The organism is Acidovorax sp. Leaf73, from assembly GCF_916855635.1.
Classification (GTDB): Bacteria; Pseudomonadota; Gammaproteobacteria; order Burkholderiales; family Burkholderiaceae_C; genus Acidovorax; species Acidovorax facilis.
Window position 1 is genome coordinate 68,902 of the sequence record NZ_CAKASI010000008.1, and the last position, 25,542, is coordinate 94,443.

The 25,542-nt window shown below is 63.6% G+C and carries 21 protein-coding genes; 13 read left to right on the plus strand and 8 right to left on the minus strand.

Translation table 11 applies throughout. From position 1 onward, the window contains the following. Positions 1 to 6 precede the first annotated feature (6 nt). Genes nuoI through LPA35_RS23645 form a run of 8 tightly spaced genes read left to right on the plus strand, consistent with a single transcriptional unit; the run spans position 7 to position 7,456 of the window. On the plus strand, positions 7 to 519 hold the full coding sequence (nuoI, locus tag LPA35_RS23610) for an NADH-quinone oxidoreductase subunit NuoI (RefSeq protein WP_010463942.1): 513 nt from the start codon (positions 7 to 9) through the stop codon (positions 517 to 519). Between the two features lie 50 nt (positions 520 to 569). Then, on the plus strand, positions 570 to 1,238 hold the full coding sequence (locus LPA35_RS23615) for an NADH-quinone oxidoreductase subunit J (RefSeq protein WP_055393238.1): 669 nt from the start codon (positions 570 to 572) through the stop codon (positions 1,236 to 1,238). Then, complete coding sequence (gene nuoK / locus LPA35_RS23620) at positions 1,235 to 1,543, plus strand: NADH-quinone oxidoreductase subunit NuoK (protein WP_005793248.1); 309 nt, start codon at positions 1,235 to 1,237, stop codon at positions 1,541 to 1,543. The genes LPA35_RS23615 and nuoK overlap by 4 nt, the downstream gene beginning before the upstream one ends. 31 nt (positions 1,544 to 1,574) lie before the next feature. Then, positions 1,575 to 3,620 (plus strand): NADH-quinone oxidoreductase subunit L, encoded by a 2,046-nt coding sequence (nuoL, locus tag LPA35_RS23625; protein WP_228899351.1) that lies wholly within the window; start codon positions 1,575 to 1,577, stop codon positions 3,618 to 3,620. 12 nt (positions 3,621 to 3,632) lie between these two features. Beyond that, positions 3,633 to 5,108, plus strand: coding sequence for an NADH-quinone oxidoreductase subunit M (locus LPA35_RS23630; protein ID WP_055393242.1), 1,476 nt, complete (start codon positions 3,633 to 3,635; stop codon positions 5,106 to 5,108). A gap of 13 nt (positions 5,109 to 5,121) precedes the next feature. Beyond that, positions 5,122 to 6,615: an NADH-quinone oxidoreductase subunit NuoN gene (nuoN, locus tag LPA35_RS23635; protein ID WP_055393244.1), complete on the plus strand. Its 1,494-nt coding sequence runs from the start codon at positions 5,122 to 5,124 to the stop codon at positions 6,613 to 6,615. Between the two features lie 25 nt (positions 6,616 to 6,640). Further along, on the plus strand, positions 6,641 to 6,946 hold the full coding sequence (locus LPA35_RS23640; RefSeq protein ID WP_055393246.1) for a DUF2818 family protein: 306 nt from the start codon (positions 6,641 to 6,643) through the stop codon (positions 6,944 to 6,946). Between the two features lie 24 nt (positions 6,947 to 6,970). Beyond that, complete coding sequence (locus LPA35_RS23645; protein WP_228899352.1) at positions 6,971 to 7,456, plus strand: DUF1178 family protein; 486 nt, start codon at positions 6,971 to 6,973, stop codon at positions 7,454 to 7,456. 164 nt (positions 7,457 to 7,620) lie between these two features. Here the strand turns inward: LPA35_RS23645 and LPA35_RS23650 are convergent, their stop codons facing one another. After that, positions 7,621 to 9,435 (minus strand): ABC transporter transmembrane domain-containing protein, encoded by a 1,815-nt coding sequence (locus LPA35_RS23650; RefSeq protein ID WP_228899355.1) that lies wholly within the window; start codon positions 9,433 to 9,435, stop codon positions 7,621 to 7,623. Between the two features lie 375 nt (positions 9,436 to 9,810). On the opposite strand from LPA35_RS23650, the gene LPA35_RS23655 reads away from it, so the two are divergent. The 5 genes from LPA35_RS23655 (at position 9,811) to LPA35_RS23675 (ending at position 14,545) form a co-directional block, all read left to right on the plus strand. Beyond that, a complete protein-coding gene (locus tag LPA35_RS23655) occupies positions 9,811 to 10,581 on the plus strand; it encodes an ABC transporter ATP-binding protein (protein WP_055393252.1) in 771 nt (256 codons plus the stop codon). Further along, the gene (locus LPA35_RS23660) at positions 10,581 to 11,294 is read left to right on the plus strand and encodes an ABC transporter ATP-binding protein (protein ID WP_228899357.1); all 714 of its coding nucleotides are present in this window, start codon (positions 10,581 to 10,583) and stop codon (positions 11,292 to 11,294) included. The genes LPA35_RS23655 and LPA35_RS23660 overlap by 1 nt, the downstream gene beginning before the upstream one ends. A gap of 57 nt (positions 11,295 to 11,351) precedes the next feature. Beyond that, a complete protein-coding gene (locus LPA35_RS23665; RefSeq protein WP_055393256.1) occupies positions 11,352 to 12,548 on the plus strand; it encodes an ABC transporter substrate-binding protein in 1,197 nt (398 codons plus the stop codon). A 98-nt stretch (positions 12,549 to 12,646) separates the two neighbouring features. Continuing rightward, on the plus strand, positions 12,647 to 13,531 hold the full coding sequence (locus tag LPA35_RS23670) for a branched-chain amino acid ABC transporter permease (protein WP_010463953.1): 885 nt from the start codon (positions 12,647 to 12,649) through the stop codon (positions 13,529 to 13,531). 12 nt (positions 13,532 to 13,543) lie between these two features. Continuing rightward, positions 13,544 to 14,545, plus strand: a complete 1,002-nt coding sequence (locus tag LPA35_RS23675) for a branched-chain amino acid ABC transporter permease (RefSeq protein WP_228899358.1) — start codon at positions 13,544 to 13,546, stop codon at positions 14,543 to 14,545. A 63-nt stretch (positions 14,546 to 14,608) separates the two neighbouring features. Here LPA35_RS23675 and LPA35_RS23680 read toward each other — a convergent pair whose 3' ends face one another. The 7 genes from LPA35_RS23680 to LPA35_RS23715 form a co-directional block, all read right to left on the minus strand. Further along, a complete protein-coding gene (locus tag LPA35_RS23680; RefSeq protein ID WP_228899359.1) occupies positions 14,609 to 15,730 on the minus strand; it encodes a carotenoid 1,2-hydratase in 1,122 nt (373 codons plus the stop codon). A 49-nt stretch (positions 15,731 to 15,779) separates the two neighbouring features. Beyond that, a complete protein-coding gene (locus tag LPA35_RS23685; RefSeq protein ID WP_228899361.1) occupies positions 15,780 to 16,853 on the minus strand; it encodes a PLP-dependent cysteine synthase family protein in 1,074 nt (357 codons plus the stop codon). Between the two features lie 31 nt (positions 16,854 to 16,884). After that, the gene (locus LPA35_RS23690; RefSeq protein WP_228899720.1) at positions 16,885 to 17,955 is read right to left on the minus strand and encodes a glycosyltransferase; all 1,071 of its coding nucleotides are present in this window, start codon (positions 17,953 to 17,955) and stop codon (positions 16,885 to 16,887) included. A 206-nt stretch (positions 17,956 to 18,161) separates the two neighbouring features. Beyond that, positions 18,162 to 19,310 (minus strand): collagen-like protein, encoded by a 1,149-nt coding sequence (locus tag LPA35_RS26125; protein ID WP_304505260.1) that lies wholly within the window; start codon positions 19,308 to 19,310, stop codon positions 18,162 to 18,164. Positions 19,311 to 19,381: 71 nt separating this feature from the next. Continuing rightward, on the minus strand, positions 19,382 to 20,449 hold the full coding sequence (locus tag LPA35_RS26130) for a hypothetical protein (RefSeq protein WP_304505261.1): 1,068 nt from the start codon (positions 20,447 to 20,449) through the stop codon (positions 19,382 to 19,384). A gap of 1,234 nt (positions 20,450 to 21,683) precedes the next feature. After that, a complete protein-coding gene (locus LPA35_RS23710; protein ID WP_228899367.1) occupies positions 21,684 to 22,238 on the minus strand; it encodes an IPTL-CTERM sorting domain-containing protein in 555 nt (184 codons plus the stop codon). Positions 22,239 to 22,612: 374 nt separating this feature from the next. After that, positions 22,613 to 25,279, minus strand: a complete 2,667-nt coding sequence (locus tag LPA35_RS23715) for an ABC transporter permease (RefSeq protein WP_228899370.1) — start codon at positions 25,277 to 25,279, stop codon at positions 22,613 to 22,615. Between the last annotated feature and the right edge of the window lie 263 nt (positions 25,280 to 25,542).

The window sequence follows — 25,542 nt, forward strand, 5'->3', positions numbered from 1 at the left end:
ACACAAATGACTGCTGTTGCTGCTGCTGCACCTTTTTCGTTCAAGGATTTCTTCAAGAGCTTCATGCTCGTGGAGTTGCTCAAGGGCATGGCCCTCACGGGCCGCTATGCCTTTCGCCGCAAGGTGACTGTGCAGTTCCCGGAAGAGAAAACGCCTCTTTCACCCCGTTTTCGCGGTCTGCATGCGCTGCGCCGCTATGACAACGGGGAAGAGCGTTGTATCGCCTGCAAGTTGTGCGAGGCCGTTTGCCCCGCCATGGCGATCACGATTGAGTCGGACGTCCGTGCCGATGGCTCCCGCCGCACCACTCGCTATGACATCGATCTGACCAAGTGCATCTTCTGCGGTTTCTGCGAAGAAAGCTGCCCGGTGGATTCCATCGTGGAGACGCACATCTTTGAATACCACGGCGAAAAGCGTGGCGATCTGTATTTCACGAAGGACATGCTCCTGGCCGTGGGCGACCGGTACGAAGGCGAAATTGCGGCAGCCAAGGCTGCGGACGCCAAGTACCGCTGAGCGGTGCAGGCTTCAGCCTCTTTGCCAGACTTTCTATAAAGACCCGATTCATGGACGCCAAGACTGGTTTCTTCTACCTCTTCTCGGTTGTGCTGCTGTTTGCCGCCTTCCGGGTGATCACTGCGCGCAATCCTGTGCATGCCGTGCTCTATCTCATCCTCGCGTTTTCGCAGGCGGCGGCGGTGTGGTTGTTGCTCAAAGCCGAATTCCTCGCCATTGCCTTGGTGCTCGTGTACCTGGGCGCGGTGATGGTGCTGTTCCTGTTCGTCGTGATGATGCTTGATATTCACATCGACACGGTGCGCAAAGGCTTCTGGAAGCACTTTCCCCTAGCCGCCACGGTAGGCGCTTTGATTGCGCTGGAAATGGCCGCTGTGCTGATGGGCGGGTTTCGTGGCATGGACGAGCCCAAGGCCGTCGCCACCATGGTGGATGCTGCGGGGCAGGTGGTCCCGTATTCGAACACCAAGGCGTTGGGCAAGCTGCTTTACACCGAATACCTTTATCCCGTTGAAATCGCAGCTGTGATTCTGCTTGTGGCCATGATTGCCGCCATTGCGCTCACCCTGCGCCAGCGCAAGGACAGCAAGGCCATCAATCCTTCGGTGCAGATCCGCGTCCGTGCTGCGGACCGCCTGGAAGTGGTGAAGGTCGCAGCGACCCAGAAGCCGGTGGACGAGGCACAGGCAGAGCCGGCCGTCGAGGAGAAAAAAGCATGACGCTGACATTGGGACACTTTCTCTCGCTGGGTGCGATGTTGTTCGCGCTCGCGGTGATCGGGATTTTCCTGAACCGCAAGAACCTGATCGTGCTGCTGATGGCCATCGAATTGATGCTGCTGGCGGTGAACATGAACTTCGTGGCTTTCTCCCACTACCTGGGCGACATGCACGGCCAGGTGTTTGTGTTCTTCATCCTGACCGTGGCGGCAGCCGAATCGGCCATCGGCCTGGCCATCCTGGTGCTGCTGTTCCGCAACAAGTCCAGCATCAACGCGGAAGACCTCAACACCCTCAAGGGTTGATGGGCTACCCGTATTCCCAAGGTTCTCAAGAATGAGTCAAACCCTCTCTGCTTCAACGCTCCTGGCCGTGCCACTGGCTCCGCTGGCGGGTGCTTTGCTGGCCGGCATCTTTGGTACGACCTTTGGTGGTAACTGGATAGGCCGACGCCTGAGCCATACCCTGACGATCCTGGGCGTGCTCGTGGCGTTCGTGTTGTCTGCGATGACGCTCAAGAGCGTTGCGATCGATGGCGCGCGTTTTAACGAGACGCTGTACACCTGGATGGTTGTTGGTGGTCTGAAGATGGAAGTGGGCTTCCTGGTGGACAGCCTCACCGCCATGATGATGGTCGTGGTGACCTTTGTGTCGCTGATGGTGCACATCTACACCATTGGCTACATGGAAGAGGACGACGGCTATAACCGTTTCTTCGCCTACATCTCGTTGTTCACGTTCTCCATGCTGATGCTGGTGATGAGCAACAACCTGCTGCAGCTGTTCTTCGGTTGGGAAGCCGTGGGCTTGGTGTCTTACCTGCTGATCGGCTTCTGGTTCAACAAGCCTTCGGCGATCTTTGCCAACATGAAGGCCTTTCTGGTCAACCGGGTGGGCGACTTCGGTTTCATCCTGGGCATTGGCTTGATCGCAGCTTACGCTGGCACGTTGAACTACGGCGAAGTGTTCGCGAAGACGGGTGAACTGGGTGGTCTGCCATTCCCCGGCACCGACTGGATGCTGATCACCGTGATCTGCATCTGCCTGTTCATTGGCGCGATGGGCAAGTCGGCCCAGTTCCCGCTGCACGTGTGGTTGCCCGACTCGATGGAAGGTCCAACCCCTATCTCGGCGCTGATCCATGCGGCAACCATGGTGACCGCGGGCATTTTCATGGTGGCGCGCATGTCGCCCCTGTTTGAACTGTCTGATACGGCCCTGAATTTCATCCTCGTGATTGGTGCCATCACGGCGTTGTTCATGGGATTCCTGGGCATCATCCAGAACGACATCAAGCGCGTGGTGGCTTATTCCACGCTGTCGCAGCTGGGTTATATGACCGTAGCGCTGGGCGCATCGGCTTACTCGGTGGCCGTGTTCCACCTGATGACCCACGCGTTCTTCAAGGCGCTGCTGTTCCTCGGGGCCGGCTCGGTCATCATGGGCATGCACCACAACCAGGATATCCGCTGGATGGGCGGCGTGCGCAAGTACATGCCCATCACCTGGATCACCTCACTGCTGGGTTCGCTGGCGTTGATCGGTACACCGCTGTTCTCGGGCTTCTACTCCAAGGACAGCATCATTGAGGCCGTGCACTTCAGCCAACTGCCCGCAGCCGGTTTTGCGCACTTTGCCGTGCTCGCTGGTGTGTTCATCACGGCGTTCTATTCGTTCCGCATGTATTTCCTAGTCTTCCATGGCAAGGAGCGCTACGACCAGAACCCGGATGGGCACCATGACGACCACCATGGTCATGATGATCACCACGGGCACGATGCCAAGCCACACGAATCCCCCTGGGTGGTGACGGTGCCGCTGGTGCTGCTGGCCATTCCTTCGGTGGTGGTGGGCTTCATGTTCATCCAGCCCATGCTGTTTGGTGACTTCTTCAAGGACGTGATCTTTGTCGATGCGGCCAAGCACCCGGCCATGGCGAAGCTGGCAGAAATCTTCCACGGTCCGGTGGGGATGGCACTGCATGGTCTGCAGACAGCTCCTTTCTGGCTTGCTTTGGCGGGGGTAGCTGCTTCGTACTACATGTACATGGTCAATCCTGCGCTGCCTGCGGGTATCAAGGCACGTGTCCAGCCGCTCTACACCTTGCTGGAGAACAAGTATTACCTCGATTGGATCAACGAGAACATCCTCGCCCGTGGTGCTCGTGCGCTGGGTGTCGGGCTGTGGAAGGTAGGCGATCAGGCCATCATCGACGGCGCTCTCGTGAACGGTTCTTGGAAGTTGGTGCGTGGAGTTTCCGGCATCGTGCGCTGGATGCAGTCGGGCTTTATCTTCCACTACGCGCTGGTGATGATCCTGGGTGTCTTCGCGCTGATGACCTGGTTTGTCTGGGGCGATGCTCTGTTGCAGCTCATCAAATAAGGAAAACAACAAATGGGTCTGTTGAGTCTTGCAATCTGGGCACCGATTGCCTTCGGTGTACTGCTGCTGGCCATTGGGCGGGATGAGCATGCCCGCGCGGTGCGGTGGCTGGCGCTTGTGGGGGCCGTGGTTGGCTTCCTGGTGACGTTACCCCTGTACGATGGGTTCCAGCTGGGCACGGCGGCGATGCAGTTTGTCGAGAAGGCAGCCTGGATCGAACGCTTCAACATCCACTATCACCTGGGTGTGGATGGCATCTCGTTCTGGTTCGTGCCGCTGACGGCATTCATCACGGTCATCGTCGTGGTGGCTTCCTGGGAGTCCATCACCGAGCGCGTCAACCAGTACATGGGGGCTTTCCTGATCCTGTCGGGCCTCATGATTGGCGTATTCACGGCGTTGGACGGCATGCTGTTCTACGTGTTCTTCGAAGCCACGCTGATTCCGATGTACCTGATCATCGGTATCTGGGGTGGCCCCAACAAGATCTACGCGGCGTTCAAGTTCTTCCTGTATACACTGCTCGGTTCGCTGCTGATGCTGATCGCGCTGATCTTCCTGTACAACCAGTCGGGCGGCAGCTTCGACATTGCCACGTGGCACCAGTTGCCGCTGAGCCGTACGGCGCAGACGCTGCTGTTCTTTGCCTTCTTTGCGGCGTTTGCCGTGAAGGTGCCGATGTGGCCGGTTCACACCTGGCTGCCCGACGTGCACGTGGAGGCGCCCACCGGAGGCTCTGCCGTGCTGGCCGCCATCATGCTGAAGCTGGGCGCATACGGCTTCCTGCGTTTCTCCATGCCCATCGCCCCCGATGCCTCGCGCGAGTGGGCTTGGCTGATGATTGCCCTGTCGCTGATTGCCGTGATCTATGTGGGTCTGGTGGCCATGGTCCAGAAGGACATGAAGAAACTGGTGGCGTATTCGTCTGTGGCGCACATGGGCTTTGTGACGCTGGGCTTCTTTATCTTCAACGATCTGGGCGTGTCTGGCGGTCTGGTGCAGATGATTGCCCACGGCTTTGTCTCGGGCGCGATGTTCCTGTCCATTGGCGTGCTGTATGACCGCGTGCATTCGCGTGAAATCGCCGCTTACGGCGGTGTGGTCAACACCATGCCCAACTTCACGGCCTTTGCGCTGCTGTTTGCGATGGCCAACTGCGGCCTTCCAGGCACTGCCGGCTTTGTGGGCGAGTGGATGGTGATCCTTGGCGCTGTCAAGGCCAACTTCTGGATCGGTCTGGCCGCCGCCACTGCGCTGATCTTTGGTGCCGCCTACACGCTGTGGATGTTCAAGCGCGTATACCTGGGGCCAGTGGGCAATGACAACGTCAAGGGCCTGACCGACATCGACAGCCGCGAATTCCTGGTGCTTGCCTTGCTAGGCATTGCCGTACTGGCCATGGGCCTGTATCCCCGTCCGTTCACGGACGTGATGGACACCTCGGTGGCGGAACTGCTCAAGCATGTTGCGCTGTCCAAGCTGAACTAAGAGATTCAAGAAGATGATTGACAACATCAGCTGGCTCGCGATTTACCCCGAAATCGTGCTGTTGACCATGGCCTGCGTGATCGCGCTGGTCGACCTGGGCGTGCACAGCGCCCGCCGCACCGCCACCTACGTGCTCACCCTGCTCACGCTCGCCGTGGTGGCTGGATTGCAGGCCATGTACGCCAGCAGCGGCAACACCTTCTATGGGTTTGGCAACATGGTGGTGAGCGATGCCATGGGCAACTGGCTCAAGTGCTTCGCCACGGTGGCCATGATGATCACGCTGGTCTATGCCCGACCCTACGCGGCAGATCGCGGCATGATGCGTGGCGGCGAGATGTTCACCTTGTCGATGTTTGCGCTGCTGGGCATGTTCATCATGATCTCGGGCAACAACTTCCTCGTGATCTACCTGGGCCTGGAGCTGCTGACCCTGTCGAGCTACGCGCTTGTGGCCCTGCGCCGTGACAACGCCACGGCCACAGAAGCGGCCATGAAGTATTTCGTGCTTGGCGCCATGGCCAGCGGCTTCCTGCTGTACGGCCTGTCCATGATCTACGGTGCCACGGGTTCGCTCGATATCGGTCAGGTGTTCAAGGCCGTCAATTCGGGCCAGATTCGCCACCAGGTGCTGGTTTTCGGCCTCGTGTTCGTGGTGGCCGGCCTGGCCTTCAAACTGGGTGTCGTGCCTTTCCACATGTGGATTCCCGACGTCTACCAGGGTGCTCCCACGGCGGTCACGCTCATGATCGGTGGCGCGCCCAAGCTGGCAGCGTTTGCCATCACCATCCGCCTGCTGGTGGACGGGTTGTTGCCCTTGGCCATCGACTGGCAGCAAATGCTGGCAGTGCTGGCGATTGGCTCACTGCTCGTGGGTAACCTGGCCGCCATCGCGCAGACCAACCTCAAGCGCATGCTGGCGTACTCCACCATCTCGCAAATGGGCTTTGTGCTGCTGGGTCTGATGTCGGGTGTGGTGAACGGCAATGTGGATGCTACGGCCGTTGAGAACGCCTACAGCGCCTCGATGTTCTACGTGGTGACCTATGTGCTCACCACGCTGGCAGCCTTTGGCGTGATCTTGCTGCTGGCCCGCGAAGGCTTCGAAAGCGAGGAAATTTCGGACTTTGCCGGCCTCAACCAGCGCAGCCCCCTGTACGCCGGTGTGATGGCCGTCTGCCTGTTCTCGATGGCCGGTATTCCGCCACTCGTGGGTTTCTACGCCAAGCTGGCCGTGCTGCAGGCGTTGGTGGCCTCAGGCCAGACCCTGTACATCGCGATGGCGGTGTTCGCGGTGATCATGTCGCTGATCGGCGCCTTCTACTACCTGCGGGTGGTGAAGGTCATGTACTTCGACGCACCGTTGACGGCCTCGAACGTGTCCGCCCCGGCGGATGTGCGTGTGGTGCTGACCCTTAACGGCGCGCTCCTGCTGGTGCTGGGCCTTCTGCCCGGCGGCTTGATGGCCCTTTGCGCTGACGCTGTCGTGCGCGCGCTGGCCACCTAAGCCTTCCCCACTGCCTGCTGTTCCTGTGTCGCTAACCGGGTCCGTCTGGCTGGTCATCGTGGCAGCGTTCATTGCTGCCAACCTGCCTTTTGTCAACCACCGCTGGCTGGCGGTGGGGCCGCAGTCCAATCCGAGAAAGCCGCTGGTGGGTCGCCTGGGCGAGCTGATCCTGCTGTACTTTCTTGTGGGTGGCTTGGCGCTGTTGCTGGAACGCAGGGCCGGGCAGATTGCTTCGCAAGGCTGGGAGTTCTATGCGATCACCGGGACGCTGTTCCTCACACTCGCCTTTCCAGGTTTTGTTTACCGTTACCTGCTGCGCCGCCACGGCTGATGGCCGGCGTGCCCAAGGTTTGCCATGAAGGTGCTTGATCTCCAATGCCGGCAGGGCCATGTCTTTGAAGGCTGGTTCGCGTCGGAAGACGATTTCCAGGGCCAGAAGCAACGTGGATTGGTGCAATGCCCGCTGTGCGCGGACGATCACATTGAAAAACGCTTGAGTGCTCCCCGGCTGAACCTGGGGGCGCGCGAGCCAGCTGCACCGTCAGCCATGCCTACACCTTCTGCCGCACCCGAGGGCGGCAGTCTCCAGGTCGGAAACCCTCCCGCACTTCCCCCCGCATTACAGGCTGCTTGGCTGGACCTTGCCCGCAAGATCGTCGCGAATACCGAGGATGTGGGTGCGCGCTTTGCGCAGGAGGCCCGGCGCATACACCACGGTGAGGTGCAGGAGCGCGCGATTCGCGGGCAGGCCACTCCGGATGAGGCGATGGAGTTGCTGGAGGAGGGGATCGCCGTCATGCCCTTGCCTCTGCCCGCCGCCGCCAAGGAAACGCTCCAGTAGGCCATCGATGCTTGGGGCCAAAATATTCAATGTTTTAGGCTGCTGGCGCTTGATGTATAAGACAGTATTGCTATCAATTTGATATCAATATGACGGGCGGCCTGGGATTAGCCGGAAACCCTCCGTAAACCACCACTGCTGGCCGCGATCTGACAGTGCGGGCGTTACGCCGTGAACTGCAACGCCGCCAGGCGGGCATAGACGCCGCCTTGCGCCAGCAGGGCCGTGTGGGTGCCTTGCTCAACGATGCGCCCATGTTCCAGCACCACAATGCGGTCCGCGTTCTGTACCGTGGCCAGCCTGTGGGCAATGACCAGCGTGGTGCGCCGACCTGTGTGGCGCTGCATGGCGGTATCCAACGCCGCCTGCACCATGCGTTCGCTCTCTGCGTCCAGCGCGCTGGTGGCTTCGTCTAGCAGCAGCAGGGGCGGGTTTTTGAGCATGGCCCGGGCAATGGCAATGCGCTGTCGCTGGCCGCCGGACATCCGCACGCCCCGTTCACCCAGGAAAGTGCCATAGCCCTCGGGCAACGCCATGATGAAGTCGTGTGCAAAGGCGGCACGTGTGGCCGCCATGACTTCTTCGTCTGTCGCCTGGGGGCGCCCGTAGCGGATGTTGTCCATGGCCGATGCCGAGAAAATCACGGCGTCCTGCGGTACGGTGCCCGTGTGCAAGCGCAGGGTTTCCAGGCGCAGTTGGCGGATTTCCACACCGTTGAGGCGGATGGCGCCCTGGGGTTGGCCCTGTGCCTCGGTGTCCACGTCGTAAAAGCGCTGCAGCAGCTGGAACACCGTGGTTTTGCCCGCGCCGCTGGCGCCCACCAGCGCCACCGTTTCGCCCGGCGCCAGGTGCAGCGTAAAGTCGTGCAGCGCGGGCTGGTCGGGGCGCGAGGGGTAGTGGAACCACACGTTCTCAAACTCCACCTCCAGCCCCCGTTCCGACACAGGCAGGTCCTGCGGCGCGATCGGGTCTGCCACGGGCGATCGGGTCGCGAGCAATTCCATCAGCCGCTCCGTGGCGCCCGCAGCGCGCAGCAGATCGCCATAGACCTCGCCCAGCACGGCCACGGCACCGGCCAGCAAGATCACATACACCACGGTCTGCCCCAGATGCCCGGCTGTCATCTTGCCCGCCAGCACCGCCTCCGTGCCCCGGTACAGCCCCCAGAGCAGCAGTGCGGCGTTTGCAATGATGATGAAGGCCACGAGCAGGGCGCGGGCCCCGGTGCGCTTGATGGCGACCTGGAATGCGTTCTCGGTGGCCTGCATGAAGCGGGTGGTCTCGCGGGGTTCTGCCGTGTAGCTTTGCACCACCGGCACGGCATTGAGCACCTCGGCCGCGATGGCGCTGGAATCGGCCACCCGGTCCTGGCTGTCGCGCGACAGGCGCCGCACGCGCCTGCCGATCCACATGGTGGGCAGCACCACCAGCACCACGGCCAGCATCACCACCGACATGACGTAGGGGTTGGTCCACACCAGCATGGCCAGCGCCCCGACCCCCATCACGGCGTTGCGCAGTCCCATCGACAGGGAGGAGCCGACGACGGTCTGTACCAGCGTGGTATCGGTGGTCAGGCGCGACAGCACTTCGCCGGTCTGGGTGGTTTCAAAGAACTGCGGGCTTTGTTGCAGCACATGGCCGTATACCGCGTTGCGCAGGTCGGCGGTCACCCGCTCGCCCAGCCAGCTCACCATGTAAAACCGCGCTGCGGAGAACACCCCCAGTGCCACCGCCACGGCAAACAGCGCTTCGAAGTGATTGCGCAGTGCCATCGTTTGGGCCCCCTTGTCGGGGTTCACCAGGCCACCATCGACCAGATTGCGCAAGGCCAGGGGGAAGGCCAGGGTGGCAAGCGCTGCCAGTACCAGGAACACCACCGACAGCGCGATGCGTGCGCGGTACGGTCGCAGAAAGGGAAGGAGGCCCGTCAGGGACCGTGGGGCGCCGCTGGAGGGTTGAGTGGGGGTGGAAGCCATGGGGGTCAGTGTAGAGGGACCGTCCATGCGCCGCTGGGCGCGCCATCATGTCACCGGCAAGACAAGATGTAAGAAAAAAGTCAGTGTTCTGCCTGGTGGGCTGACCCGTGAGCGGCGGCAAGCCACAGGCTGCTTTGTGCGGGGTATCGCCTCCAAAACCAGCAAGGGCGGGCGATGCCGCGCCTGTGCACCGTTGCCATGGGCGCCGCCGCAGGTCGCGATGTCCGAAAGCGTAGGCGTTTATACATAGGCATTAGTCCCAGTATCTACTGCGGGGTAGGGGGGCATACGATGCACTGCGATCACAACGCATGCATGAGAACCTTGCTGGCCAAGGCTTCTTTCCCCAGCACCCAACGGAGCGACCCAGGCGCAATGAGCGACGTCATTCTTGAAACCCACAGCCTGACCAAAGAGTTCAAGGGCTTCACCGCCGTCAGCGATGTGAATCTGGCCGTCCGCCGGGGCTCCATCCATGCGCTGATCGGCCCCAACGGCGCAGGCAAGACCACGTGTTTCAACCTGCTGACCAAGTTTCTCACGCCCACCTCGGGCACCATCCGGTTCAACGGGCACGACATCACGCGAGAGCAGCCCGCACAGATCGCGCGCCGCGGTGTCATCCGCTCGTTCCAGATCTCGGCGGTGTTCCCCCACCTCACGCTGATGGAGAACGTGCGCCTGGGCCTGCAGCGCAAGCTGGGCACCTCGTTCCACTTCTGGCGCAGCGAGCGCACCCTGTCGCAACTGGACGACCGCGCCATGCAGTTGCTGACCGAAGTGGGCCTGGAAGACCTGGCCGACGAGGTGACGGTCAACCTGCCGTACGGCCGCAAGCGCGCGCTGGAGATTGCCACCACACTGGCCATGGAACCCGAGCTGATGCTGCTGGACGAGCCCACACAGGGCATGGGCCACGAAGACGTGGACCGCGTCACCCAGCTGATCAAAAAGGTCTCTGCCGGTCGCACCATCTTGATGGTCGAGCACAACATGAAGGTCGTCTCCACCATTGCGGACCGCATCACCGTGCTGCAGCGCGGCGCAGTGCTGGCTGAAGGGCCCTACGAAGAAGTTTCGAACAACCCACAGGTCATGGAAGCCTACATGGGCACCACCGACGGTCAACTCCAAGGAGCGCATTGATGGCTGTCGCTCCCGCCCTCGAAATCAAGAACCTCGAAGCCTGGTACGGCGAGTCGCACGTGCTCCATGGTGTGGACATCGTTGTGCAGCCCGGTGAAGTGGTCACGCTGCTGGGCCGCAACGGCGCGGGCCGCACCACCACCATGCGCGCCATCATGGGCCTGACCGGTGCGCGCAAGGGCTCGGTCAAGATCCATGGTGTGGAGACCATCCACATGGCCACGCACCGCATTGCGCACCTGGGCGTGGGCTACTGCCCGGAAGAGCGCGGCATTTTCTCCAGCCTGTCGTGCGAAGAAAACCTGCTTCTGCCCCCGGCACTGAAGACCGGCACGCCCGGCATGTCGGTGCAGGAGATCTATGCCATGTTCCCCAACCTGGCCGAGCGCAAGAACAGCCAGGGCACACGCCTGTCGGGCGGCGAACAGCAGATGCTGGCCGTGGCCCGCATTCTGCGTACTGGCGCCAAGTTGCTGCTGCTCGACGAGATTTCCGAGGGCCTGGCGCCGGTCATCGTGCAGGCCTTGGCCCGCATGATCATGATGCTGCGCGAGAAAGGCTACACCGTGGTCATGGTCGAGCAGAACTTCCGCTTTGCCGCACCGCTCGCCGACCGCTTTTACGTCATGGAGCACGGCCGCATCGTCGAAAAATTTGGCGCGTCGGAGCTGGAAGAAAAGATGCCCGTGCTCACCGAACTGCTGGGCGTTTGAACGCGCCCCGAAGTCTTGCTTCCCGTTTTCTTCAACCACACCCACAGGAGACAATCCATGAAGAACAAACTCAAAACGCTGGCACTGGTGCTGGGCGCCGCTGGCCTGGCCACCTCGGCCGCGCATGCGCAAGACAAGGTCAAGATCGGCTTCATCACCGACATGTCCAGCCTGTACGCCGACGTGGAGGGCAAGAACGGTGCGGTGGCCATCCAGATGGCGATTGATGATTTTGGCGGCAAGGTGCTGGGCATGCCCATCGAGCTGCTCACCGCAGACCACCAGAACAAGGCCGACATCGCGGCTTCCAAGGCCCGCGAGTGGATCGACACCCAGGGCCTGACCATGCTGTTTGGTGGCACCAACTCTGGCACGGCCCTGGCATCGGCCAAGGTGGCGGCCGAAAAGAAACGTGTGTACATCAACAACGGCGCCGCCAGTTCGGCGCTGACCAACGACCAGTGCACGCCCTACACCGTGCACTATGCCTATGACACCGTGGCGTTGGCCAAGGGCACGGGTTCGGCCATCGTGGATACCGGCGGCAAGTCCTGGTACTTCCTCACGGCAGACTATGCGTTCGGCCATGCACTCGAAGCCGATACCAGCACGGTGGTCAAGGCCAAGGGCGGCACCGTGGTGGGCACCGTGCGCCACCCGCTCAACGCGTCCGACTTCTCGTCCTTCCTGTTGCAGGCGCAGAACTCCAAGGCACAGATTCTGGGTCTCGCCAATGCTGGCGGCGACACCATCAACGCCATCAAGGCTGCCAAGGAGTTCGGGATTGGCAAGAGCATGAAGCTGGCGGGTCTGCTGATCTTCATCAGCGACGTGCACAGCCTGGGCCTGCGCAACACCGAAGGCCTGCAATTCACCACCAGCTGGTACTGGGATCTGAACGACGACACGCGCAAGTTTGCCGCGCGTTTCTTCGAGAAGACCAAGCGCATGCCCACCGAAATCCAGGCGGCCGATTACTCCGCCACGATGAACTACCTCAAGGCCGTGGAAGCAGCCAAGACGGTGGATGCCGACAAGGTCATGGCCACGTGGCGCGGCATGAAGATGAACGACTTCTTTGCGTCGGGCCAGCTGCGCCCCGATGGCCGTTACGTGCATGACATGTACCTGATGGAAGTGAAGAAGCCTTCGGAGTCCACCAAGCCGTGGGATTACTACAAGCTCGTCAAGAAGCTGCCCGGCGACACGGTGTTCACCACCAAGGCTGAGAGCAAGTGCGCGCTCTGGAAGTAAAGCCCTGAGCCGGACTCAACGCGCTCAGCCGCCCAGATGGGGTGGCCTGGCGCGTTGTGCCCCCTGACCTGAACCCCCTCCACCTGCCGCTGCCTCCCATGGAAATTTTTGGTGTCTCATTGCCGGGCCTGTTGAGCCAGCTCCTTCTGGGGCTGGTCAATGGGTCGTTCTACGCCATCCTCAGTCTCGGCCTGGCCGTGATCTTTGGCCTGCTCAACGTCATCAACTTCGCCCACGGGGCGCTGTTCATGACGGGCGCCCTGATGACCTGGATGGCGATGAACTACTTCGGCATCAACTATTGGTGGATGCTGGTGCTGGCGCCGCTGGTGGTGGGCTTGTTCGGGGTGTTGATCGAGCGCTTGCTGCTGCGCTGGATCTACAAGCTGGACCATCTTTATGGCCTGCTGCTCACGCTCGGACTCACCTTGCTGATCGAAGGCGTGTTCCGCTCCATCTATGGCGTGTCGGGCCTGGGCTATGACACCCCTGAGCTCCTGGAAGGCGCGACCAACCTGGGCTTCATGATCCTGCCCAACTACCGGGCCTGGGTGGTGGTGGCGTCGGTGGTGGTGTGCCTGGCCACCTGGTATGTGATCGAGAAGACCAAGCTCGGCGCCTATCTGCGCGCTGGCACTGAAAACCCACGCCTGGTGGAAGCTTTCGGCATCAACGTGCCCGTGATGGTGACCCTGACCTACGCCTTTGGCGCCGCGCTGGCTGCCTTCGCTGGCGTGCTGGCAGCCCCGGTCTACCAGGTCACGCCGCTCATGGGCCAGAACCTCATCATCGTGGTGTTTGCCGTGGTGGTGATTGGCGGCATGGGCTCCATCATGGGCTCCATCCTGACCGGGCTGGGCCTGGGCGTCATCGAAGGCTTCACCAAGGTCTTCTATCCCGAAGCATCGTCCACCGTGGTGTTTGTCATCATGGTCATCGTTCTCCTCATCCGCCCCGCCGGCCTGTTCGGCAAAGAAAAATAAGGGGCAGCCAGCATGAATCTCAAGAACACTGTCACCATCGGCTACGGCCTGCTACTGCTGGGCCTTATTGCCGCACCCTTCCTTGGTGCTTATCCCATCTTTGTGATGAAGCTCATGTGCTTTGCACTGTTTGCTTCGGCGTTCAACCTGCTGCTGGGCTACACCGGCCTGCTGTCATTCGGGCATGCAGCATTTTTGGGCGGGGCGGCCTACGTGGCGGGGCATGCCATCAAGGTGTGGGGCCTCACGCCCGAGGTGGGCCTGCTGCTGGGCACGGCCGGCGGGGCTTTGCTGGGCCTGCTGTTTGGCTGGCTGGCCATCCGCCGCCAGGGCATTTATTTTTCAATGATCACGCTGGCGTTGGCCCAGATGCTGTTCTTTGTGTGCTTGCAAGCGCCCTTCACCGGGGGTGAAGACGGCTTGCAGGGCGTGCCGCGCGGCAAGCTCTTTGGCCTGATCGATCTGAAGGACGATCTGGTCATGTACTACGTGGCGCTGGTCATCGTGGTGGCTGCGTTCCTCGTTATCGTGCGCACCATCCACTCGCCGTTCGGCCAGGTGCTCAAGGGAATCAAAGAGAACGAGCCCCGCGCAATCTCTCTGGGGTACGACACACACCGCTTCAAGCTGCTGGCCTTTGTGCTGTCGGCTGCGCTGGCGGGGCTGGCTGGTTCGCTCAAGACCCTGGTGCTGGGCTTTGCCACGCTGTCGGATGTGCACTGGACGGCCTCGGGCCAGGTCATCCTGATGACGCTGGTGGGCGGCCTGGGCACACTGTCGGGCCCGCTCATCGGCTCGGCCGTGGTGGTTCTGCTCGAAAACAAGATCGGTGAATTCGGCAACCTGCTGGCGGCGCTGACCAGCGTGGAGTGGTTCAAGACCCTGGGCGAATCCGTCACCATGGTCACGGGGCTGATCTTCGTGATCTGCGTGCTGGCCTTCCGCCGGGGCATCATGGGCGAGATCATTGCCTGGCTGGCACAGCGCCGGGCGGGCAACACGGCCAAGCACTGACCCCCCCATTGCCCGCAACGGCGGGCTGCTACCTGGATGCTGCTCACAAAGCCGCTGCCGCCCTCACAGGCGCAGCGGCTTTGCATATCCGGTCATCTCCAGATAGCCCCGGCCCACAGGCTGCCCGCTGCCGTCCAGCAGGTCGGACAGCCCTTCCCAATAAATCGCGCCGCTGGACCCACTGCTGTCCAGCTCCTGGTTGTCCAGCAGGGCATGCACCTCAAACGGCCCCACCGGCGTCAGCACCCGCCACTGCACGGGGTAGCGCGCGCCGCTGTGCGGGCTGGTCCAGGTGCGCAGCGGGGTAAAGATCACGGCCTGCGCACCAAACACCTGCACGGCCTGCCCGGGTGCCCGCCACGACCCTCCGGCCCAAAGCGCCGACCCATCCGCGCGCCGCAGGCGGAAGGCCGTGAGCGCGCTGCCGTCGGCCAGGTTCATGCCGATCCAGTCCCAGCCCTGGGCCTCGGGGTGCATCAGCGCCTCGCTCCACTCGTGGTCCATCCACGCGCGGCCGGTGCCCGGCTCCACCGCCATGCGGCGGCCCGCCACCGTCAGGTGCCCGCTCACGGCCAGCTGCGGCTGGCTGTAGTAGTAGCTCGCCTGCGTCGCTTCCGGCCCCTTGCGCGACAGGCCTTGCTGGCCCTGCAGCAGCACGGGCTGCGTGCTGTCGAACTGCAGCTCCAGCCCCAGCTCGCTGCCGGTGATGCGCGTGGTGTAGCGGCTGCGCGGCGCCTCACCGGGCGTGCTGCCCGGCACATCACTGCGCTCCAGCGTCCAGTCCTGCAGCCGGATGCGCGTGTCCGCCTCGCTGGCCTGCGCCACGCCAAAACCCGCACGCGCAATGCGCTGGTCGTGCCGCAGGCGCTGGCCTTTCACGTCGGTGATGGCCGCATGCGCAAACAGCAGCTGCTTGGCCGCAAACGCCGATTGCAGGCCCTGTGTGGCATCCACCCGCGACCGGAAGAACGTGAGCTGAAACCCCCACGGCTGGCCCTGCGCTTGCACATGGCCGGTGATGTACCACCACTCGGTGCGCAGCTCCGGGTGGCTGCCGTGGTCGCGCGGAAAGGCCAGAGCACGCGCGGGCAGTGCTTGCGCCGCACCCGGCCAGAGCAGCGCACCCAGCCCGGCTGCCTGCAGGCTGGCCCCCATCAGCCACTGGCGGCGTGTGGAGCTGTGCATGGTGTGGGGATCGAGGTTCGGGATGAAATTGCGGGACGGGGCAGGGCGCTCAGCCCATCAACGCATCCACCTTCTGCTGCGCGGCCGAGCAATCGCCAAACGTACGGTCCACCCAGTCGGTGTCGAAGTACGTGGGCAGGTAGCGCTCGCCCGCATCGCACAGCAGAGACAGGATGGAGCCGCGCTCGCCCCGCTCGCGCATCTCGCTGGCCAGCGTGAGCATGGCTACAAAGTTGGTGCCCGTGGACGGCCCCACACGCCGTCCCAGCAACTGCGACAGCGCGCGCATGGCAGCGATGGATTCGCAGTCCGCCACATCCACCATGCGGTCCACCAGCGTGCGGATAAAGCTCGGCTCCACACGCGGCCGGCCGATGCCCTCGATGCGTGAGCCCGGCGCTGTCAGCGCGGCATCGCCTGTGCGGTGGTAGGCGCTGAACACCGAACCCGCCGGGTCGGCCACACACACCTGCGTGGCATGGCGTTGGTAGCGCACATAGCGGCCAATGGTGGCGCTGGTGCCGCCCGTGCCCGCACCCACCACAATCCAGCGCGGCACCGGGTGCGGCTCGCGCGCCATCTGCGTGAACATGCTCTCGGCAATGTTGTTGTTGCCGCGCCAGTCGGTGGCCCGCTCGGCATAGGTGAACTGGTCCATGTAGTGGCCGCCGGTTTCGGCGGCAATGGTGCGGGCCGCGTCGTACACCGCGCCCGCGCTGTCCACGGAGTGGCAACGCCCGCCATGGAACTCGATTTGCGCAATTTTTTCGGGCGACGTGGTGCGCGGCATCACCGCCACAAACGGCAGCCCCAGCAGCCGCGCAAAGTAGGCTTCGCTCACTGCGGTGGAGCCGCTGGACGATTCGACGATGGTCGAGCCCTCATGCACCCAGCCATTGCACAGTGCATACAGAAACAGCGACCGTGCAAGCCTGTGCTTGAGGCTGCCTGTGGGGTGGGTGGATTCGTCCTTGAGGTACAGGTCAATGCCATGCACGGCAAAGGCAGGCAGGCGCAGTGGGATCAGGTGCGTGTCGGCGCTGCGCTGGTAGTCGGCTTCGATGCGGGCGATGGCTTCGTGGAGCCAGGGGGAAGCGGAGGGCTGTTTCTGCATGGACTGCATTGTCGCAGCCCCCGTCGGGTCACCAGGGTGGTCAAAGCCCGTAGAACGCCTGGTTGGCCTCTATGCGCTGGGCTTGTGCCTCGGGGTAGCGGCGTTCGGCCAGCAGCCGCTGCAGCGCGGCACGGCCCAGGTCGCGGTGGGGGGTGTAGAAGGCGCTTACTGCCAGCTCATCCAGTGCACGCCAGGCGTACACCTGCGTGTCCACAAAAAGAATGTCTGCGGGTTGCGCAATCTGCGACGCCTGTAGCGCAAACACCGTGGCGAGCGCATGTTCGCCACGTTCGCGGTGGTAGCGGGCCAGTTCGCACAGCGGTTCAGCCCGCTGGGGGCGGGCTGCGTAGGCGGCCAGATAGGCCTCGCGCACAGTGGCGGCGGGGGCCTGGTTGCGCTCGTGCAGCACGGCGATCTGGAACAGGGCGTACCAGCGCTCTTCTTCCCAGCCCCCCATGTCCACCCGGCGCTGGTACCACAACAAGCTGGGCTCGATCTTCCCGGCATCACGGCAGCTCTGGGCCAGGTAGAACACGTTACGCGTGTTGGTGGGGTCGTCCCGCACGGCCTGCTCCAGCAAGGCCATGTCGCGCAGGTAAGTCTCCGGGTCGCGTGCACGGGCGCCATCATGGGAGACATGAATGACCGGCCCCTGCAGCGTCTGCCAGGGGCCGTGCTGCTTGGCGGTCAGGTACTCGTGCAGCACGCCCTCCCAGTGCCAGCCAATGCGTGTGGCAATCAGGCTGTTGCGCTGGTATTCCCAGCCGTCCATGTGGCAGGTCAGGGTGTAGCCGTCGGCCGAGAGCGCGGGCCAGGCAAAGTCGGGCGGCACACGCAGTTGCTCGTCGGCATCAATGAAGAGCAGGTAGCCGCCATAGGGGCGTGCCAACTCCAGTGCTTCGTTGCGGTTGTGCGCAAAGTTCTTCCAGGGGCGCTCGAACAGGGTACCGGGAACGTCGTGCATGAACTCGCGGACGATGTCCTGCGTGCCATCGGTGGAGCCCGTGTCCACGATGACCCAGTGGTCTATCCAGGGCTTTACCGAAGCGAGGCACCGGGTGATCACCGGAGCCTCGTTCTTGATGATCATGTTGAGCACGACGGGGGGCATGTGTCGCATAGGTCTTCAGCGTGGGCTTTAGAGGCGGGGAATCCGGACCCCGGCAGATTGCGCGCAGGCCGGTGTTGGCAGTCTGCGCGGTCCCCGCCAGTTGTCCTCTGGCGGGGGCGGTGTCTCCATCCTATCTGCAAGCAAGCAACCAGAAAGCTACGGATCGCATTGACTGGGGCCGGTTATGCCGGGGCCGGCCTCTTGAATCACTCGCAATGCACGGCGCTGATGGCGGTTCCTTCGATCGCGCTTCCCCCAGAGGTAAAGCCGCCAACGTTGGTGGTGCTCATCTGCAGCGCAATGTTGTCAGTGGGCAGGAGGGCCACCGCCGTGGTGCTGGTGCAGGTGGCAGCAGGTGTAGCGCCCACCGTGCAACTCAGACCCGTTGAGGCACCGTTCTTATAGAGCGTCACCGTCAGGGGAATCGTTGGCACGGCCGTGTAGTTTCTCACGTGCAGCTTTGTGGTGGTGCAGGTCGCAAAGGCTGGGGACGAGGCATTGGCGAACACCGTTGGGTCGATGGTGCAGGCCGACCCTGCAGTGAACGCGCATCGCGAATAGTCAAAGTTGCCGCTAGACATGCCTCCGATGCCAAAAGGCACAAAAGCGGCCGAGTCGGTCGTCGCTGGCATGATCGCCGCGGTGCCGAACAGGATGCCACCGCCTCCGCCGCCCGCAGCTCCAGTGGCGCCGGTTGCCCCCGTTGGCCCTGTGGGGCCTGCAATCCCTTGAATCCCTTGGATTCCCTGTGGCCCGGGCACGGTGCTGTCGGCACCAGTCGGCCCGACAGGTCCTTGAACTCCCGGCACACCCTGGATTCCTTGGGGGCCGGGCACCGTGCTGTCTGCGCCAGTGGCGCCTGTTGCTCCGGTGGTCCCGATAGATCCAGTCGCCCCCGTGGCTCCGGTCGCACCTGTTGCGCCAGTGGCACCTGTGCCAGAGGCGCCAGTCGCTCCAGTGGCACCTGCGGGGCCTGTTGCGCCCATCGCGCCCGTCGCTCCTGCCGCGCCGGTGGCCCCCGTGGGTCCGGCAATGCCTGTGGGTCCGGTAGCCCCGGTAGGGCCTGTTGCACCGGTGGCGCCAGAACCGACGCCCCCTGCACAAGGCCCCAGACGGCCTGTGGGGCCATCAAAGCACGTGAGGTTGGTGTTGGCGGTGGCGCCGCTCAGGCCGTGGGCGCGCACCTCACCGCTGTCTTGCACACGAAACCGTTCCTGGCCGCCGGGGCTCTTGACCACAAACCCGCCACCACTGGGGACCGTGAAGGATAAATCCGCCGCCAGGGCCAGCGGCGTGTACGCGTAGGCCACACCCAGGGCGGTCACCAAGGAGAGAGTTGTGTATTTGGTCTTCATGGTTGGTAAGACTGAGAAGAAGGGGATGGGTCGAGAAGCCCCAGAGGGGTGTGACCACTCAGGTCTTGCACTCACGGGCCGAACGAAAGCGGCGCTGCAACGCTGGCTGGCAGTCCTACGGCTGCTGGCGTCACCAGGGTTAGTGGGAACATGTGTTGGGTAGAGACCGAGGAGGTGCAAGCTCCGGTGGTGCTGTCTTCAATGGAGGCTACCGTGATACCTAGCGTGGCTTGTGGAACGGGAGTGGCCAAACCATTGGCGTCGGGGTTCGCAAGGGTGTAAAGCTGGCCTGTTGTCCGATAGATCACGGTCTTGGCAAAACGTGGATTGCCCGAAGTTCCCCCGCTGCCGCCATAAGGCGTACCTGTGCAGTCCGCAGAAGTAAAGTAAATAGAAGATTCGTTCTGAACCGTGCCGTTGAAGCGCAATTTGACGTAGTGCTTTGTCGAAGTCAGGAAGGCTACAAACGACTGGCTGCTGACGGACATGTCGACGACAGTACCAAGGTTGACGCCGTTGTTGTCTTGAACGGTTACCCCGCCACCTGATGTGCCCGCCGCCCCTGTGGCGCCAGTCGCGCCCGTCGGTCCGGTAGGCCCTGCAATCCCTTGAATGCCCTGGAGGCCCTGTGGTCCGGGCACTACGCTGTCTGCGCCGGTTGGCCCCGTGGGACCTTGAATGCCTTGAAGCCCTTGAGGCCCTGCCACCATGCTATCTGCTCCGGTCGCGCCTGTGGGGCCTGTGGCTCCGGTCGCTCCGGTGGAGCCGGTAGGCCCTATGGCGCCAGTCGTTCCCGTGGCGCCTGTCCCGGTGGCACCCGTTGCGCCGGTCGGACCGGTAGGGCCGGTGGCACCCGTGGCGCCAGATCCGATACCTGCCGCACAGGGCCCCAGGCGCCCGGCGTTATCAAAGCAGGTGAGGTTGTTGGCGGTGGGGCCGCCGTTCAGGCTGGGCACCGTGACCTCGCCAGTGCCCTGCACACGAAACCGTTCCTGGGCACCGCCGGGGCTCTTGATCACAAAACCGCCGCCGCTGGGCGGGGTGAAGCTGAGATCGGCCGCCAGGGCCAGGGGGGCGTGCAGTGCATAGGCGGCTCCCAGCACGGCGAACAGGTGGTGCGGTTGGTAGGTGGGTTTCATGGTGCGCCGGGCTGGTTGAGGGTGTTGCTAGAGGGTGAAACTCTGGGGGACTTGGCGAGACAATGCCGGGCCAGGCAGCACCCAGTGGTACGAGCCCGTGCTTTCTGGCCATCGCAAAAGCAGGCGGAGCAGTGTGATGGAGCCTGGTGCGCCCTATCGAGGGCACTGCACATCACAAAGACATTCCATCCCGTGCGTTGGACGGGGCATGTGCGTTGTTGCATCCATGCCCCGTGTGCGGTGCGTGCTGCGAGTAAGTACTCAACTACTGGCAGATGGCGTAGGCTGTGGCTGCAAGCGTATCGAAAATAGTGAACTCACAGGTCCATTGGTCGGTCGCTGACGGGAAACCACCTCCAAAATAGCTGGCGGCTGCTCCAGTCGTAATGCGACACCCCCCGCTGACTATCGTTTTTCCTGCTGTGCAGGTTGCGGTCACCGAGACCGGATCACCGTAAGCGGGGTCTGGTGGAGTGCCTATGACCCAATTTGCACTGTTGGTGACCGTTGTCAATGTCACTGTTGCTGCCCCTGAAGGTCCGGTAGGTCCGGTAGGCCCGGCGGGCCCCGTGGCACCCTGGATGCCCTGTGGCCCGGGCACGGTGCTGTCTGCACCGGTAGGGCCGACAGGCCCTTGAATGCCCTGGATACCTTGAGGCCCCGTAGGCCCCTGCACGGTGCTGTCGGCACCGGTGGCACCCGTTGGCCCGGTGGCCCCAGTAGCACCCGTTGCGCCGGTAGCGCCAGTGGCTCCGGTCGCTCCTGTTGCGCCAGTGGCACCGGTGCCAGAAGCGCCAGCAGCCCCTGTGGCACCGGTTGGGCCTGTGACGCCGGTTGCGCCTGTAGCTCCTGCGGCGCCAGTGACCCCGGTGGGGCCGGATGCACCCGTTGCGCCGGTTGGCCCGGTAGGGCCTGTGGCACCCGTGGCGCCAGATCCGATACCTGCCGCACAAGGCCCGAGGCGCCCGGCGCCATCAAAGCAGGTGAGGTTGTTGGCGGTGGGGGCACCGTTCAGGCCGGGGACGGTGACCTCGCCAGTGCCCTGCACACGAAACCGTTCCTGGGCACCGCCCGGGCTCTTGATCACAAAACCGCCGCCGCTGGGCGGGGTGAAGCTGATATCGGCAGCCAGGGCCAGGGGCGTGTGCAGCGCATAGACAGCACTCAGGGCGCAGATCAGACGCAGAGGATGAAACGATGACTTCATGGATGAAAACTCCTGGTTCCGGCAGTTTCAGATGCGTCGATTGCCCGTTGCGCCTGGGGCACGGCGTTGGTGCCACAAGGCTGCCAAGCCCATCAACAATGCCATCAGCATGAGGCCGTATTCGCTCAAAGTTGGAATGTTGGTGGCTGCTGCCGCGCCGCCGATTTGCACGCCGCCATTGACAGTGGCGTTGTTGCGGGTGACCGTTGCGCCGGGGCCCAGGTTGATGACGGCAGTGCCGCCGCCCGAGGAGACCAGCTGGATGTTTTGACCGGGCGCTCCTTGCAGGGTCAGGGTGCCCAGCACGGTGATGTTGGCGCCTGCGGGGATGACAAAGGTGCGGCCCGTGGTGCTGGACAAGGTCAGGTTCTGGAACACGAAATTGCCACTGATCTGGCTGGTGTTGCCGATGCAGCCGTCGCGCAGCACCACTGTGTTGTTGCCGGTGTCGATGGGGCCTGTGGCGGAGAGATTGCCACCCACCGAGATGATCCCGTTGCTGCCGGAGACGATGGCACTGGAGCCGAAGGTAACGTCGCTGTCTACACTCAGCGTGCCACCGATGTTGAGCGTGCCTTGCATATCCACGGTGCTACAGCTCAAATCAACGATGGAGCCGCTTGGAGCGTCCAGCGAGGCGCCGGGTGGAATGATAATTTGCGCTGCCGCAGGGGCGCACAAGCACAAGGCCATGGCACAACCGGCCAAAAGGCGTGAAATCTTTCGTTGCATTGGATTTTCCCTCGTTGATCAGGCAAACGCTGCACCACAGTGAGGCGCGTTTCGGGCGGATGCCTGCGGCCTGTGTGCTGGTTACAGCGCGATGATTTTTGTAGCGTGTTTACTATCTTCGTGAAAGAGTTTGCAATTTGCAAACAAAATTTGGTCGGTGTGACGTGTCTGCACCAATTTGTTGCATGGGCCTGGTGGACCGTTGCGGGGCTGTGTTCCGCTGGCTACCAGTCTTCCTTCACAGCCATCACCGCATCCCGCCCCGCCGCAGCCCGCCCTGCAAGCCACGCCGTGACGGTGCCCGATGCGACCACGGCCACGCACAAGCCCAGCAGCCGCCCGGCAGGCAGGCTGAGGTCCATGGTCCAGTGAAAGCTCTGCGGGTTGACCACGTGCACCAGTACCACCGATACGCCAAGGCCCAGCAGCAAGCCTGCGGCCGCGCCCACGCCCGTCCAGGCGGCGCCTTCGCCGGCCACCACAGCCAGGATCTGGCGCCGCGTGAGGCCCAGGTGGGCGAGCAGGCCGAACTCCTTGCGGCGCGCGAGGATTTGGGCGCTGAAGCTGGCGGCCACACCAAACAGGCCGATGCCGATGGCCACGGCCTGTAGCCAGTAGGTGACGGCAAAGCTGCGGTCGAAGATGCGCAGCGACCGTTCACGGATAGCGCCTGCGGAGACGAACTCCACCAGGGCCCCGTCCGCCGCACTGGCGCTCTCCCGGGCCGTGGGCACACGGCCCGCCTGCGCGGCTGCCACTGCGCGGATGGAATCCTGCAACGCTGCGATGTCTGCTCCCTCGGCGGGCCACAGCGCCAGGTCGCTGGTGCGGGCATCGCCGGTCAGGCGCAGCCATACGTTGCGGTCCATGGCCACTGCGCCCGACTGCCGGGCGTAGTCGCGCCATACGCCTGCTATATAAAAGATAGCTTGTTGCGCTTGTCTATCAAGCGCCAGGGGGCTAAAAGCATCAGAAAGTGCAGGCCACTCCATACCAGGGCGTAGCCCATACAGGTCCGCCACCGCCTCGCTGATGTAGACGCCAGTGCGCCCCGCGGGCACGCGCAGGGCCTCGCCCACGAGTGGCAGACTTTGCGCCGGATCGTTACCCAGTGGGCGGCTGATGACCGTGAGCGCGGGGCGCGTGGCATCCAGCTGTAGCGGGCTCGCGCGCAGGGCTTGCACACGCGCCAGTCCAGGTAATTGCGCGACGGATTCGGCGAAGCCCGCAGGCAGCAGTGCAGCCTCGCTGCCCGGCACACCCAGGGCCGAGCGCACATACAGGGGCGATGGCAGCACGGCGTCCAGCCACTGCGTGACCGAGCCGCGAAAGCTTGACACCATCACCGTCAGCGCGACGGCCAGGCTCAGGCTGGCCACCACGCCGCCCACTGCGATAGCGGCCGTGCCACGCATGCGCCGCGCGCGCTCCAGTGCCAGCAGCGCCAGGGCGTGGCGTGCGGCCAGCGGCTGCAGGTGGTGCAACAGCCAGGCCATGGCCCAGGGCAGCACGGCAATGCCGCCCACCAGCAGCAGGCCGATGGCCAGATAGGCGGCCAGTGGTATGCCAAAAATGGGCGGAGCGCTTGTCAGTAAAGCGCCAATAGCTATCAAAATGATACCTATCCAGCCTTTGCCCGCCTGGCTGGACACGGTGCCCAGGCCTTTCAAGGTTTGCGCGGGCGGCAGCGTCTGCGCGGCGCGCGCGGGCCACCAGCCACCCACCAGTGCAGCCAGCACACCCAGTGCGCCGTAGACCAGGGCCGCCGGTGCGCTCCACTGCAGCACGGGCTGTACGCCCGCAAAGTAGCCACCGCCCAGGTCGCCCCCCAGCAGGCGCAGCGCGGCGGCGGCCAGGGCCGTGCCCAGGGCGATGCCGGCGGCGCTGCCCACCAGGCCGAGCACGGCGGATTCGGCCAGCACCAGTGCCAGGCGTTGGCGCGGTGTAGCGCCCAGCACGGCCAGCAGCGCAAACTGCGGCGCACGCTGCGCCACGCTGAGCGCCAGCACCGAAAACACCAAAAATGCGCCCGTGAACAAGGCCACCAGCGCCAGCACCGTGAGGTTCACGCGGTAGGCGCGCGACAGATTGCTGATGCGCTGCGCCGCGTCGCCCGGCTGCGCAAACACCACCTGCGACGGCCAGCCGGGCAGCGCGCGCACGGCCTGCTCCCACGCGCTGCGGTCGGTGCCCGGCTGCAGCTGCAGGTCAATGCGGCTGAGCTGGCCCACGCGGCCAAACAGATCCTGCGCAGCGCCGATATCCATCACCGCCAGGGGTGCGCCCCCGGCGGCCACCGTGCCCGCCACCTGCACCGGCCATTGCTGCAGCCCGGCCTGCAGAAGGAGTTGCGGTGCCGGTTCAGTCGATGAGGTGGGCGTGGTGGGCAGACCCAGTGCCTGCAACGCCGCAGCATTGAGGAACACGGTGGCCGGTGCGAAGAGGGCCAGCCGGTCAGCGCCCGCCCAAGGCCGTGGCATAAGCGCGGGCGCCATGGTGGGCAGCAGCAGGGCGTCCACGCCCAGCACGCGCAGCGGGGCGCTGGTGGGGGAGGGCACGCTTGCAGCACCTGGCTGTGGCCGCAGGGCTCGCGCCACGGCCGACAGCTCCAGCAGCGGGCTGGCGCGCGCCACCTGGGGGTGCGTGGCAAGCTGCCCATACAACGCCTCGGGCAGATCGCCCTGCATGGCGCGCAATTCCAGGTCGGGCTGACCGTTGACGGCGCGCACCGCCTGCGAAAACTCGTCCAGCGCCGACGCATTGATCACATGCACCGCAAACGCCAGCGCCACGCCCAGCATCACCGCCGCCACCGCCGCAGCGCTGCGCCAGGGGTGGTGGCGCAGGTCCTGCCAGGAGAAGGTGCGGAGCAATGCAAGCATGGCCTGCATTGTGGCCGCAGGGGCTGGTCCCAGCAGCGTTTGATGCAGGTCAACCTTGCGTTTTGCATCCTCTTGAAGTGCCGAAAGGCTGCGCCTATCTTGGAGCCAGAAGGTGTGAATGAGCCCCGCGTGCCCTACCAGGCTGCCAAAACGTTTCCGATCTAGGCGCAAAGCGCAGCCATAGCTCGGGCTATGGCGAGCATTTGCAACAACGAGCGGGAGCGTTTTGGCGGGATGTGCGCGCATGTGGGGTTCGTTCACACCTTCTCAGG

Bases quoted from the DNA above. Each gene is read 5' to 3' on its own strand.
- LPA35_RS23665 (WP_055393256.1), top strand. From the start codon at position 11,352: ATGAAGAACAAACTCAAAACGCTGGCACTGGTGCTGGGCGCCGCTGGC.
- LPA35_RS23715 (WP_228899370.1), bottom strand. From the start codon at position 25,279: ATGCAGGCCATGCTTGCATTGCTCCGCACCTTCTCCTGGCAGGACCTG.
- nuoK (WP_005793248.1), top strand. From the start codon at position 1,235: ATGACGCTGACATTGGGACACTTTCTCTCGCTGGGTGCGATGTTGTTC.
- LPA35_RS23670 (WP_010463953.1), top strand. From the start codon at position 12,647: ATGGAAATTTTTGGTGTCTCATTGCCGGGCCTGTTGAGCCAGCTCCTT.
- nuoI (WP_010463942.1), top strand. From the start codon at position 7: ATGACTGCTGTTGCTGCTGCTGCACCTTTTTCGTTCAAGGATTTCTTC.
- LPA35_RS23645 (WP_228899352.1), top strand. From the start codon at position 6,971: ATGAAGGTGCTTGATCTCCAATGCCGGCAGGGCCATGTCTTTGAAGGC.
- LPA35_RS23685 (WP_228899361.1), bottom strand. From the start codon at position 16,853: ATGCAGTCCATGCAGAAACAGCCCTCCGCTTCCCCCTGGCTCCACGAA.
- LPA35_RS23655 (WP_055393252.1), top strand. From the start codon at position 9,811: ATGAGCGACGTCATTCTTGAAACCCACAGCCTGACCAAAGAGTTCAAG.
- LPA35_RS23675 (WP_228899358.1), top strand. From the start codon at position 13,544: ATGAATCTCAAGAACACTGTCACCATCGGCTACGGCCTGCTACTGCTG.
- LPA35_RS23660 (WP_228899357.1), top strand. From the start codon at position 10,581: ATGGCTGTCGCTCCCGCCCTCGAAATCAAGAACCTCGAAGCCTGGTAC.
- nuoN (WP_055393244.1), top strand. From the start codon at position 5,122: ATGATTGACAACATCAGCTGGCTCGCGATTTACCCCGAAATCGTGCTG.
- LPA35_RS26130 (WP_304505261.1), bottom strand. From the start codon at position 20,449: ATGAAACCCACCTACCAACCGCACCACCTGTTCGCCGTGCTGGGAGCC.
- LPA35_RS23630 (WP_055393242.1), top strand. From the start codon at position 3,633: ATGGGTCTGTTGAGTCTTGCAATCTGGGCACCGATTGCCTTCGGTGTA.
- LPA35_RS23690 (WP_228899720.1), bottom strand. From the start codon at position 17,955: ATGCCCCCCGTCGTGCTCAACATGATCATCAAGAACGAGGCTCCGGTG.
- LPA35_RS23680 (WP_228899359.1), bottom strand. From the start codon at position 15,730: ATGCACAGCTCCACACGCCGCCAGTGGCTGATGGGGGCCAGCCTGCAG.
- nuoL (WP_228899351.1), top strand. From the start codon at position 1,575: ATGAGTCAAACCCTCTCTGCTTCAACGCTCCTGGCCGTGCCACTGGCT.
- LPA35_RS23615 (WP_055393238.1), top strand. From the start codon at position 570: ATGGACGCCAAGACTGGTTTCTTCTACCTCTTCTCGGTTGTGCTGCTG.
- LPA35_RS23650 (WP_228899355.1), bottom strand. From the start codon at position 9,435: ATGGCTTCCACCCCCACTCAACCCTCCAGCGGCGCCCCACGGTCCCTG.
- LPA35_RS23710 (WP_228899367.1), bottom strand. From the start codon at position 22,238: ATGCAAGGCACGCTCAACATCGGTGGCACGCTGAGTGTAGACAGCGAC.
- LPA35_RS26125 (WP_304505260.1), bottom strand. From the start codon at position 19,310: ATGAAGACCAAATACACAACTCTCTCCTTGGTGACCGCCCTGGGTGTG.